This is a genomic window from Kribbella turkmenica (assembly GCF_004348725.1).
GTDB classification, from domain to species: Bacteria; Actinomycetota; Actinomycetes; order Propionibacteriales; family Kribbellaceae; genus Kribbella; species Kribbella turkmenica.
This window is the reverse complement of the sequence record NZ_SMKR01000218.1, coordinates 1-10694: the sequence shown is the minus strand read 5'-3', so window position 1 is coordinate 10694 and position 10694 is coordinate 1. Positions and strand designations below refer to the sequence as shown.

13 protein-coding genes are annotated in these 10694 nt (G+C 69.5%); 5 read left to right on the top strand and 8 right to left on the bottom strand.

Going from position 1 to position 10694, the window contains the following annotated elements:
* Positions 1-42: 42 nt before the first annotated feature.
* On the bottom strand, positions 43-582 hold the full coding sequence (locus tag E1218_RS32515; protein ID WP_132326881.1) for a GNAT family N-acetyltransferase: 540 nt from the start codon (positions 580-582) through the stop codon (positions 43-45).
* A 97-nt stretch (positions 583-679) separates the two neighbouring features.
* On the opposite strand from E1218_RS32515, the gene E1218_RS32510 reads away from it, so the two are divergent.
* On the top strand, positions 680-1447 hold the full coding sequence (locus E1218_RS32510) for an SDR family NAD(P)-dependent oxidoreductase (protein WP_132326880.1): 768 nt from the start codon (positions 680-682) through the stop codon (positions 1445-1447).
* Between the two features lie 60 nt (positions 1448-1507).
* On the opposite strand, the gene E1218_RS32505 is transcribed toward E1218_RS32510, so the two are convergent.
* Together E1218_RS32505 and E1218_RS32500 are read right to left on the bottom strand one after the other, a co-directional pair.
* Complete coding sequence (locus E1218_RS32505) at positions 1508-2302, bottom strand: ABC transporter permease (RefSeq protein WP_132326879.1); 795 nt, start codon at positions 2300-2302, stop codon at positions 1508-1510.
* Positions 2299-3252 (bottom strand): ATP-binding cassette domain-containing protein, encoded by a 954-nt coding sequence (locus tag E1218_RS32500; RefSeq protein ID WP_233712616.1) that lies wholly within the window; start codon positions 3250-3252, stop codon positions 2299-2301. Before E1218_RS32500 ends, E1218_RS32505 begins: the two co-directional genes overlap by 4 nt.
* Before the next feature lie 94 nt (positions 3253-3346).
* On the opposite strand from E1218_RS32500, the gene E1218_RS32495 reads away from it, so the two are divergent.
* Entirely contained in the window at positions 3347-4114 is a 768-nt protein-coding gene (locus tag E1218_RS32495) for a TetR/AcrR family transcriptional regulator (protein WP_132326878.1), read from the top strand.
* On the opposite strand, the gene E1218_RS32490 is transcribed toward E1218_RS32495, so the two are convergent.
* The 4 genes from E1218_RS32490 to E1218_RS32475 form a co-directional block, all read right to left on the bottom strand.
* Entirely contained in the window at positions 4104-4706 is a 603-nt protein-coding gene (locus E1218_RS32490; RefSeq protein WP_132326877.1) for an FMN reductase, read from the bottom strand. The two genes, E1218_RS32495 and E1218_RS32490, sit on opposite strands and share 11 nt — an antisense overlap.
* Positions 4703-5815 carry an LLM class flavin-dependent oxidoreductase gene (locus tag E1218_RS32485; protein WP_132326876.1) on the bottom strand — a complete coding sequence of 371 codons (1113 nt, stop codon included), beginning with the start codon at positions 5813-5815 and terminating at the stop codon, positions 4703-4705. Before E1218_RS32485 ends, E1218_RS32490 begins: the two co-directional genes overlap by 4 nt.
* A 210-nt stretch (positions 5816-6025) precedes the next feature.
* Positions 6026-6370: a tetratricopeptide repeat protein gene (locus E1218_RS32480; RefSeq protein WP_132326875.1), complete on the bottom strand. Its 345-nt coding sequence runs from the start codon at positions 6368-6370 to the stop codon at positions 6026-6028.
* A gap of 84 nt (positions 6371-6454) precedes the next feature.
* Positions 6455-7330 (bottom strand): aldo/keto reductase, encoded by an 876-nt coding sequence (locus E1218_RS32475; RefSeq protein WP_132326874.1) that lies wholly within the window; start codon positions 7328-7330, stop codon positions 6455-6457.
* Between the two features lie 164 nt (positions 7331-7494).
* Here E1218_RS32475 and E1218_RS32470 point away from each other — a divergent pair, with 164 nt between their 5' ends.
* Genes E1218_RS32470 through E1218_RS32460 form a run of 3 tightly spaced genes read left to right on the top strand, consistent with a single transcriptional unit; the run spans position 7495 to position 10398 of the window.
* Positions 7495-9036, top strand: coding sequence for an alkaline phosphatase D family protein (locus E1218_RS32470; RefSeq protein WP_132326873.1), 1542 nt, complete (start codon positions 7495-7497; stop codon positions 9034-9036).
* Positions 9036-9857, top strand: a complete 822-nt coding sequence (locus tag E1218_RS32465) for a polysaccharide lyase family protein (protein ID WP_132326872.1) — start codon at positions 9036-9038, stop codon at positions 9855-9857. Before E1218_RS32470 ends, E1218_RS32465 begins: the two co-directional genes overlap by 1 nt.
* A gap of 58 nt (positions 9858-9915) precedes the next feature.
* Positions 9916-10398 carry a GNAT family N-acetyltransferase gene (locus tag E1218_RS32460; protein WP_132326871.1) on the top strand — a complete coding sequence of 161 codons (483 nt, stop codon included), beginning with the start codon at positions 9916-9918 and terminating at the stop codon, positions 10396-10398.
* Between the two features lie 8 nt (positions 10399-10406).
* Here E1218_RS32460 and E1218_RS32455 read toward each other — a convergent pair.
* Positions 10407-10694, bottom strand: a 288-nt coding sequence (locus E1218_RS32455; RefSeq protein ID WP_132326870.1) for a GGDEF domain-containing protein, incomplete at its 5' end; no start/stop codon positions are given.

The following is a 10694-nucleotide window of genomic DNA, read 5'->3' as shown; positions in this document are numbered from 1 at the left end:
CCCGGGCGGGCGCCCGGTTCGTCGCCCAGGCGAACCCGGCTGTCAGAGGCTGATGGTGACGGGTCGTTGGGGCGGGTTGAGCGGGTCCGTGGTCAGGCGGGCGTGGCGTTCGACGTCGTACCGCGTGCCGTCGTACGCGAGCCGCTGGCGCTCCAGGCCCTCGTAGAGGAAGCCCGCGCTGGCGGCGACGCCGCACGAAGCGGCGTTGTTCGTGCGGTGGCCGAGCTCGAGGCGGTAGAGGCCCGCCTCCTCGTGGGCCCAGCCGGCGAGCGCCCGGAGGGCGTCCCGGGCGATGCCCTGCCCGCGGACCTCGGCGAGCGTCCAGTACCAGGTCCAGCCGACCTGGTGCCGGTCGATGTTCGTCACCGCGACGCATCCGATCGGGTGGTCCTCGGCGTCCGCGACCGCGTACACGTGTCCGTTGTCGAGGTCGGCGACCCGGCCGATCCAGTCGACCGCGGAGGCCCGGTCGACGATCCCGTTCTGGTTCGCCATCTCGGGATCCTGGTGCGCGGCGGTCAGCCGCAGCGCGTCCGCCGTCCGCCACCGCCGAAGGTCCAGCTGCCGCAGCGCGTATCCCATCCATCGAATCTACCGCCGACCCGGCACGAGCAAACCCTTTCCCGGCGCGTACACCCGCGCGCGGGCGCGCCGCTCGCGGCCGGGGCAGGATAGGCGCATGGCTTATCTGGATTTCAGGGATCAGGTCGTCGTGGTAACCGGCGCGAGCAGCGGGATCGGGGCCGCCGCGGCGGTCGGGTTCGCCGAGACCGGGGCGACGGTGGCGCTGCACTACCACCGCAACGCCGACGGCGCGAAGCACACGCTGGGTGCGGTCCGCACCGCCGGCGGTACGGCGACCGTCCACCAGGCGGACCTGGCCGACCCGGCGTCCGCGGGCACGTTGATCGATGCCGTACTGTCGAAGCACGGCCGGATCGACGTGCTGGTGAACAACGCCGGCGACCTGGTCAACCGCTCCCCGGTGACCGACGTGCCGGACGAGGAGTTCCACCGGATCCTGGACGTCAACCTGACCTCGGTGTTCGCGCTGTCCCGCCGGATCGTGCCGGTGTTCCGCGGTCAGGGCGGCGGCTCCATCATCAACGTCACCTCCATTGCCGGCCGGCACGGCGGTGGCGGCGGGTCGGTCGTCTACGCGACCAGCAAGGGCGCGGTCAGCACGTTCACCCGCGGCCTGGCCAAGGAGCTCGCCCCGGACGGCATCCGCGTGAACGCGATCTCGCCCGGCGTGATCAAGACCCCCTTCCACGAGCGGCACACCGGCGAGGAGCAGCTGAACGCGATGATCGCGACCATCCCGATGCGCCGCACCGGCACCCCGCACGAGTGCGTCGGCACCATCCTCTTCCTCGCCTCCGACGCGATGAGCTCCTACGTCACCGGCCAGATCATCGAGGTCAACGGCGGCCAGTTGATGCCGTAGGCAACAGCAGCGGTTTCCGGAAGATCGTGGGTCCGGTGATCTTCCGGAAACCGCCGCGGCCTACCGCGACAGCGTGCGGAACCTGTGCGCCGACAGCGGCAGGAAGACCGCGATCAGCAGAAGCGGCGCGATGACGGCCGCCAGCTCCGCGTGAGTGCCGATCCAGGTGGCGGTGGACGACGGATCAGGGTTGCCGAACAGGGAGCGGGCCGCGGTCGCGGTGGAGGAGAGCGGGTTCCACTGGGCGACGGTGCCCAGCCAGTCCGGCATCGTGGACGTGGCCACGAACGTGCTGGACAGGAAGCCGACCGGCCAGACCAGCACCTGGACCATGGTCACGCTCTGCGGGTTCTTCACCGTCAGCCCGATGAAGATCCCGACCCACAGCAGCGCGAACCGCAGCAGCAGCAGCAACCCGAACGCCGCCAGCGCGGCCGGCAACCCTTCGTGCCACCGCCAGCCGAGCGCCAGCCCGACCGCGGCCAGGATGACCAGCGTGACCACCGAGTCGAGCATGTCCGCGATGCAGCGGCCCATGACGACCGCCGTGGAACTCATCGGCAGTGACCGGAACCGGTCCGTCACCCCCTTCTCCTTGTCCGTGGTCACCGCGGTCATCGTGCCCTCGAGCCCGAACAACATCGCCAGCGCGAAGATGCCGGGCACGAGCAGTTCGTAGTACGACTCGCCGGCGGGGAAGTCCATCGCCCCACCGAGGAGGCCGCCGAACATCAGCAGCATCAGCACCGGGAAGAACCAGTTGAAGACGATCAGCCCCGGCTGGTTCCGCCAGTGCGTGAGCGTCCGCCGGGCGATGGCCCAACTGTCGGCCAGGGCCCATCCGAGCGCCGTCATGCCGCCACCTCCGGTCCGGTCAGCTGCAGGAACACTTCGTCCAGCGTCGGTCTGCGCAGGGTGATGTCCTCCGGTTCGATCTTTGCCTCGTGCAATGAATTCGCGATCGTCACGAGCGCCCGGGTGCGGTCCTTCACCGGGACACTCACGCGGACGTCGGTCACCCGGATCTCCCCGTCCGCGAGCGGTCCGGCCAGCTCGACCACCCGCTGGACCTCGGCCGGGTCCGCGAGCACCAGATCCAGCCAGTCCGACCCGAGCTGGGTCTTCAGTTCGTCCGGTGTGCCCTCGGCGACGACCTTGCCGTCCTTCAGCATCGAGATCCGGTTCGCCAGTTGGTCCGCCTCCTCCAGGTACTGCGTGGTCAGCAGCACCGTCGTGCCGCCGTCGACGAGTTGCCGGACCGCGTTCCACACCTCGATCCGGCCGGCCGGGTCCAGCCCGGTGGTCGGCTCGTCGACGAACAGCACGGCCGGCGCCACGAGCAGGCTCGCGGCCAGGTCGAGCCGCCGTCGCATGCCGCCGGAGTACTTCGTCACCGCCTGCCCGGCCGCCGCGGTCAGGCTGAACCGCTCGAGCAGTTCGTCCGCCTTCTTCACCGCGACCGCGTGGCCCAGGTGATTGAGCCGGCCGAACATCACCAGGTTCTGCCGGCCGGTCAGCACCTCGTCGACCGCGGCGTACTGGCCGACCAGCCCGATCCGGCGACGTACCTCCGCTCCTTGGCGGCGGACGTCGTACCCGGCGATCGCCGCGGTACCGGAGTCCATCTCGAGCAGTGTGGACAGGATCCGCACCGCTGTCGTCTTGCCGGCGCCGTTCGGGCCGAGCAGGCCCGTGACGGTGCCGGCCCTGACCTCCAGGTCGAAACCGTTTAGCCCCGCCCCCGCGGTGCCGCCCTTGTAGTTCTTCCGTACGCCGACGGCCTCGATCACACATTCCGTAGTCACTTCCCACCTCTCGCCGGTTGAACCGTAGAGTGTACCGTACACTGTACGACTCGGGTACGATCGGGTCAACGACGACTGGTTGGAGTTTGTTCCCTTGAGTCCGAAGAAGGCGGCCGCGCCCGATCCGGCGCGCAGTCTGGCGCTGTTGTGGGGCAGTCACACGAAGGCGGGCCGGTCCGGCCTGACGGTGCGCTCGATCGTCGCCGCGGCCATCGAGCTGGCCGACGCCAACGGGCTCGAGGCGGTGTCGATGCGGATGGTGGCCGAGCAGCTCAAGGTCGGCACGATGTCGCTGTACACGCACGTCCCCGGCAAGGGCGAGCTGACCGACCTGATGTTCGACAACGTGTACGGCGACCTGTACGCCGACGTCGACGAGCCGGCCCGGCAGCCTGGTGGCTGGCGGGGCGCGCTGGAGTTCATCGCCGAGCGCAACTGGGACGTGCTCACCAGGCACCCGTGGATCCACGAGGTGCCGACGATCCGGAACGCGCTCGGGCCCAACATCACGCTGAAGTACGAGGCCGAGCTCCGCCCGCTGGACGGCCTCGGCCTCACCGACGTGGAAATGGACTCGGCGCTGACGCTGGTGCTCACCCACGTCCAGGGCACTGCCCGGGCCGGCGCGGAGCAGCTCCGCACCCAGCGCGACACCGGTCTGTCCGACGAGGAGTGGTGGCGCGAGATCTCGCCGGCGCTCACCCACGTGATGGCCGGCGCGGCCGACCGGTTCCCGGTGGCCGGCCGCGTGGGGACGTCAGTCGGCGAGCACTTTCAGTCCGTCATCGATCCTGCGCACGCCCTGAAGTTCGGGCTGACGCGGATCCTCGACGGCATCTCGCTGCTGATCACTAGCCGTTGAGCAGGTCCTCGAACGGGGTGGGGTTCTCGTACGGATCCGCCTGCCGCGGGGTCTCGTGGTGGAGGGTCGCCACGAGCTCGGTCGCGGCCTGGGCGATCCGGGTGCGGAGCTTGGCGGCACCGGTTCCCCAGTCGGTCGAGGCGGCGTACACGCCGGTCGCCACCGGCAACGCCTTCAGGTAGGCGAACAGCGGGCGCAGGGCGAAGTCGAGCACCAGAGAGTGGCGCTCGGTCCCGCCGGTCGCGCCGAGCAGGACCGGCTTGCCGGCCAGTGCCTTGTCGTCGAGGACGTCGAAGAACATCTTGAACAGCCCGCTGTACGACGCGCTGAACGTCGGCGTCACCGCGATCAGCGCATCCGCCTGCTCGACCGTCTCGAGGACCTTCCGGAGCTGGGCGGGCGGGAAGCCGGTGAGCAGGTTGTTCGTCAGGTCGTGCGCGTGGTCGCGCACCTCGATGATCTCGGCCCGGGCCTCGATCCCGCGCCCGGACAACTCGTCGCGGACCGCGGCGGCCAGCTGGTCGGCGAGCAGCCGCGACGACGAGGGCGTCGTCAGCCCGGCGGTCACCACGGCGATCGAACGCTCGGTCATGCCGTCGGCTCCTTGATCGTCTCCAGGTCGCGGGCCCGCTCGGCCGCGGCCTTCAGCGACGCGTGGGTCGGCGCGTCCGGCACGTGCGCCGGCTTCTTCGCGGCGAACTCCTTGTGCAGCACCGGAACCACCTCGGACCCGAGGATGTCCAGCTGCTCCAGCACGGTCTTCAACGGCAGCCCGGCGTGGTCCATCAGGAACAACTGCCGCTGGTAGTCACCGACGTGCTCCCGGAACGTCAACGTCCGCTCGATCACCTGCTGCGGGCTTCCGACCGTCAACGGCGTTTCCCGGCTGAAGTCCTCCAGCGAGGGTCCGTGCCCGTACACCGGAGCGCTGTCGAAGTACGGCCGGAACTCGCGGACGGCGTCCTGCGAGTTCTTCCGCATGAACACCTGACCACCCAGGCCGACGATCGCCTGGTCGGCGGCGCCGTGCCCGTAGTGCTCGAAGCGGCTGCGGTAGAGCTGGATCATCCGCTGGGTGTGCGACATCGGCCAGAAGATGTTGTTGTGGAAGAACCCGTCGCCGTAGTACGCCGCCTGCTCGGCGATCTCGGGCGACCGGATCGACCCGTGCCAGACGAACGGCGGTACGCCGTCCAGCGGCCGGGGAGTCGCGGTGAAGCCCTGCAGCGGGGTCCGGAACTTGCCTTCCCAGTCGACCACGTCCTCGCGCCACAGCCGGCGCAGCAGGGCGTAGTTCTCCACGGCGAGGGCGATGCCGTTGCGGATGTCCTGGCCGAACCACGGGTACACCGGACCGGTGTTGCCGCGACCCATCATCAGGTCGACCCGGCCGTCGGCCAGGTGCTGCAGCATCGCGTAGTCCTCGGCGATCTTCACCGGGTCGTTGGTGGTGATCAGCGTGGTGGAGGTCGACAGAATGATCTTCGACGTCTTGGCCGCGATGAAGCCGAGCTGCGTGGTCGGGGAGGACGGGACGAACGGCGGGTTGTGGTGCTCACCCTGCGCGAACACGTCCAGGCCCACCTCCTCGGCCTTCACCGCGATCGCCACCATCGCCTTGATCCGCTCGGCCTCGCTCACGGTCCGGCCGGTGGTCGGGTCCTCGGTCACGTCGCCGACGGTGAACACACCGAACTGCATTCTTCCTCCTCAAGCTAAGTAGTTCACAATTAAACTACTCTACCCGGCACAACGCCAATCCATGGTCAGGGCATTCCCGGGTTCTCGTCAGCTGGGTCCGCGTGGTGAAACTGGCTCCCTCCACGCGAAACCTCCCCGGGCCCCGAGGAGCGTTCTGCCGCATCGCTCGTCCCGTCGTGTCCTGCTCGGCAGCGCCGACCAACGCGCCAGTCAGACGCGGTGAGGCTCGAGGAGGGCGTCGTCGCCGGTGAGGGCCGCTGCTATGCGGCGGTGTTTGGTGGCCTCGGTGGGGCGGGACTGGCGTTCGAGGGTGCGGGCCAGCATGAGGTGGGCGTAGTACTCGGTGGGCTCGCGGTCGATGACCTCGAGCAGTTGCTCCTCGGCGGGCTTCAGGAGGGCCGCGTGGTAGTAGGCGCGGGCGAGCAGGAGGCGGGTGCCGACGTCGTCGGGGGTCTCCTCGACGACAGGGCGCAGGGCCCGGATGGCGCCGCGGTAGTCGCGCTCGTCGAAGTACTGCCGGCCGAGCCCGTAGCTCAGCGCACGCATGTCTTCCATCGCGAGACCTCCTGTCAGGTGGGGGACATGACAGGAACGCCCCGGCGCACGGAGCTATTCCGTGGGCCGGGGCGCCGGTGCCGGTCAGGCGGCGTCGAGTGCGGCGACCTGGTCGGCCGTGAGCGTGAGGTCCAGGGCGGCGTACGAGTCGCGGATGGTCTCCGGGCGGCTCGAGCCGGGGATCGGGACGACGTGCGGCGACTTGGCGAGCATCCACGCCAGCGTCAGCCGCTGCGGGCTGACCCCGAGGTCGGCGGCCAACTGGTGGAACGCGGGGTGCTTCGCGCCGAGGTCGCCGGCGTTCGAGATGCCGCCGAGCGGCGACCACGGCAGGAAGGCGATCCCGAGCTCGTCGCAGAACTCGAGCTCGGGCTCGCTCGACCGGAAGGCCGGCGAGAACTGGTTCTGGACCGAGACGAGCCGGCCGCCGAGGATCTCGTGGGCCTGCTGGATCTGCGCCGGGTTCGCGTTCGAGATGCCGGCCATCCGGATCTTGCCCGCGTCGAGCAGGTCGCGGATCGCGCCGATCGACTCCTCGTACGGCGTCTGCGGATCCGGCCGGTGGAACTGGTACAACCCGAGCGCGTCGACCCCGAGCCGCTTCAGCGAGGCGTCCGCCGCCTCCTTCAGGTGCTTCGGCGACCCATCGAGCGTCCACCGGCCGTCGCCCGGCCGCAGGTGGCCGCCCTTGGTCGCAACCAGGACGCCCGAGGTGTCGCCGCCGTACGACGACAGCGCCTTGGCGATCAGGGTCTCGTTGTGACCGACGTCGGTCGCGGTCAGGTGGTACGCGTCCGCGGTGTCGATCAGCGTGATGCCGGCGTCGAGCGCGGCGTGGACGGTCGCGATCGACCGGGCCTCGTCGGGCCGGCCCTCGATCGACATCGGCATCGCGCCGAGCCCGATCGCGCTGACCTCGACGTCACCGATCCGGCGCGTCCTGTTCGTCTGAGGTGCCATGCGGTCAAGCCTTGCGCGCCGCGACTGACGATTCCAACAGGAATCTTCGCAGACATCCAGCACTCCAATTGCTGAATCCTTGGCGACTTCCCGTCAACTACTGACATCAGGGACAAGACTTACGTAAGAATGTGACGCAACTCTCCCTGATTGGAGCCCCGCCCGTGCCTCCACCACCTCCTCCGTCACGCCGTACCTTCCTCCAACTCACCGGCCTCAGTGCGGCGTCGGTCGCGCTCGGGGTCTCCGCGCCGGCCAGTGCGGACGCCACCCCGGGCCGCCCGGTCCCGTCCGGGGCGTTCGCCCTCGGCGTCGGCTCCGGTGATCCGCGACCGGACGGCTTCGTCCTTTGGACCCGGCTCGCGCCGGACCCGTTGGCCGCCGACGGCCACGGCGGGATGCGCGTCGACCGCGTGCCCGTGCAGTACGAGGTGGCCGAGGACGAGCGGTTCAGGCGCGTCGTACGCCGGGGTCTCGCGCTGGCCATGGCCGAGTTGGCGCACGCCGTCCATCCGGAGGTGAGCGGGCTGCGGCCGGAGTGCGAGTACTTCTACCGGTTCCGCGCCGGCAACGAGATCAGCCCGGTCGGCCGGACGAAGACCCTGCCGGTGCACGGCTCGCGGTTCAGTTTCGCCACCGCGTCCTGCCAGGCCTGGTACCACGGCTACTTCCCGGCGTACCGGGACATCGCCCGGCGCGCGCCGGACGCGGTGTTCTTCCTCGGCGACTACATCTACGAGTACGGCATCGTTGCTGGCGGCAACCTCTGGCGGCAGGGTGTGTCGGTGGCTCCCGAGCACGAGGTGGAGATCGAGACGCTGGAGCAGTACCGGCTGCGGTACAGCCTGTTCAAGACCGATCCGGACCTGCAGGCCGCGCACGCGGTGGCGCCGTGGCTGAACTCCTGGGACGACCACGAGGTGCAGAACAACTACGGCGCGGACAACTCGATCTACGGGGTCCCGCCGGAGCTGTTCGTCCATCGTCGCGCGGTCGCGTACCGGGCGTTCTACGAGAACCTGCCGATCGGCCTCGGCAGTCTCCCGAAGGGCCCGGACACCCAGGTCTACCGCCGGTACGACGTCGGCTCGCTCGCCCGCCTGAACCTGCTCGACAACCGGCAGTACCGCGACCCGGTGCCGGTCGACGATGCCGACCAGCAGTCCGAGAAGCGCACCATCCTCGGCGCCCAGCAGGAGCAGTGGCTGTACGACGGACTACGGCGATCCCGCGCAACCTGGAACGTGCTCGCCGGCGGCGTCGTCCTGACCGCGATCACCGACGACCGGATCGAGCAGTGGGACGGCTACCCGGCGAACCGGCGCCGGCTGCTCGCCGCGATGCGGGACGCGGCCGGCCCGTCGGTCATGCTCACCGGTGACATCCACCGGCACGTGGCCGCCGAGCTGAAGGCGGACTTCGCCGACCCGGACTCGCCGACGGTCGGGGTCGAACTGGTGTGCTCGTCGATCGGTTCCGACGGCGACGGCGCGGACACCGATCGGTACGCGAAAGACTGGCTCCAGCACCCGTACGTGAAGTTCTACAACGCCCGCCGCGGCTACGTGCACACCACGCTGACCCGGTCCGAACTGACCGCGGAGTTCGTCAACTTCCCGTACATCGAGGCCGATGCGAACGCGGAGCCGCGTGTGGTCGCGTCGTTCCGCTCGCCGGCCGACTCTCCCCGTCTGGAGGCCCTGTGATGAACCGCCCTCCTGCCATCACCCACCTGACGGGCAGCGGCCAGATCAGCAGCATCACCCTCGACTGGAAACCGGTGTCCTGGGCAACGGTCGCCGACCACTACGCGGTCTACGTGCTGAACGCGGGATCCTTCGAGCTCCTCGGCAAGACCGTCTACCCGCACTTCGTCCATCGAGGACTGGGATTCACCGGCGTTCCCAGGACCTATCGCGTCGTCACCGTGGATGCCGCCGGCAACAGGTCGAAGCCGTCGGCACCAGCTGCCGCGACCAACCTGACATCGGTCACGGTGTCGGGGGTCCCGGTCGCCACCGTGGGAGCGTTCGACGGGAAGGGCTCCGAGCTGGCGCTGTCCCCGAACGGTTACGCCAGCTACCCGACCCGGTTCCCGTCGGACGTCGACTACACGTTCGGTACGTCGACGCCGGCTGCCGACTGGTCCTACCTGCTACCCGGTCCGGCCGACCGATGGGCCGAATCGAAGAGCCACCGGGCCAGGTTCCGCTTCGAGTTGGCCGCCGTACCGGAGCAGGATCTCGATCTCGCGCTGTGGCTGATCGACAGTCACGCGAGTCTCGCGGGGTCGGCCGTCCTCAGCGTCAACGGGACCGAGGTCGAGCGGCTGACGTTCGCCAACGGCGCCACCAAGGGGTCGCTGATCGCCGACAGCACGTACCCCGGTTCACCGCTCAAGCCGTCGTACCTGGAGAAGCCGTTGCCGCGGTCCCTCTTCAGAGCGGGCCAGAACGTGCTCGAGCTCTTCAAGGACAACGGCTCCTGGATCGCGTACGACGCCCTCGGCATCTACGCGCGGGAGTGAGAGCCGGGCGGGCAGGACGCCGGACCCTCGGTGCTGCGTGACGTGGGTTAATGGTCCAATGCAGATTGACGAACGAGTACGGCGGGCGCGGCCGGACGACGTACCGGCGTTGGTGGAACTTGTCTACGGCCTGGCGGAGTACGAGCGGGCCCCGGACGAGTGCAAGCTCACCGCCGGGCAACTGGAGACCGCGCTGTTCGGCCCGGAGCCGAAGGTCTTCTGCCACGTCGCCGAGCACGACGGCGCGGTGGCCGGCTGCGCGATCTGGTTCCTCAGCTTCTCCACCTGGCGCGGCGTCCACGGCATCTACCTCGAAGACCTCTTCGTCCGCCCCGAAACCCGCGGCGCCGGCCTCGGCAAGGCCCTCCTCACCGCCCTCGCCCAGGAATGCGTCCGCAACGGCTACGAACGCCTCGAATGGTCCGTCCTCGACTGGAACACCCCCGCCATCGACTTCTACGAGTCCCTCGGTGCCCACCCCCAGGACGAATGGACCATCTACCGCCTCACCGACGAACCCCTCGCCCGCCTGGGCTCGTAGACGCCGGCTCAGCCGCGGCGTTGTTTGGCTTCGTACATGGCTTGGTCGGCGGTGTGGAGGAGGGTGTCCAGGTCGGTGGTCTCGGGAGTGATGGGGGCGGTGCCGATGCTGGTGGTGACCTGGACGGCGATGTTGGGGAGGGGGCGGCTGACGGCGGACTCGAGGCGGGTGATCAGGGTGGCCAGGTCGTCGTCGGCGATGTCCTCGGCGAGGACGGCGAACTCGTCGCCGCCGAGGCGGGCGACGGTGTCGCCGTGGCGGACCTCGCCCGCGAGCCGGCCGGCGATCTCCTGGAG

Excerpts from the sequence above, each read along its gene's own strand:
- E1218_RS32515 (WP_132326881.1), bottom strand. The coding sequence starts at position 582 with ATGGGATACGCGCTGCGGCAGCTGGACCTTCGGCGGTGGCGGACGGCG.
- E1218_RS32510 (WP_132326880.1), top strand. The coding sequence starts at position 680 with ATGGCTTATCTGGATTTCAGGGATCAGGTCGTCGTGGTAACCGGCGCG.
- E1218_RS32505 (WP_132326879.1), bottom strand. The coding sequence starts at position 2,302 with ATGACGGCGCTCGGATGGGCCCTGGCCGACAGTTGGGCCATCGCCCGG.
- E1218_RS32490 (WP_132326877.1), bottom strand. The coding sequence starts at position 4,706 with ATGACCGAGCGTTCGATCGCCGTGGTGACCGCCGGGCTGACGACGCCC.
- E1218_RS32485 (WP_132326876.1), bottom strand. The coding sequence starts at position 5,815 with ATGCAGTTCGGTGTGTTCACCGTCGGCGACGTGACCGAGGACCCGACC.
- E1218_RS32480 (WP_132326875.1), bottom strand. The coding sequence starts at position 6,370 with ATGGAAGACATGCGTGCGCTGAGCTACGGGCTCGGCCGGCAGTACTTC.
- E1218_RS32475 (WP_132326874.1), bottom strand. The coding sequence starts at position 7,330 with ATGGCACCTCAGACGAACAGGACGCGCCGGATCGGTGACGTCGAGGTC.
- E1218_RS32465 (WP_132326872.1), top strand. The coding sequence starts at position 9,036 with ATGAACCGCCCTCCTGCCATCACCCACCTGACGGGCAGCGGCCAGATC.
- E1218_RS32460 (WP_132326871.1), top strand. The coding sequence starts at position 9,916 with ATGCAGATTGACGAACGAGTACGGCGGGCGCGGCCGGACGACGTACCG.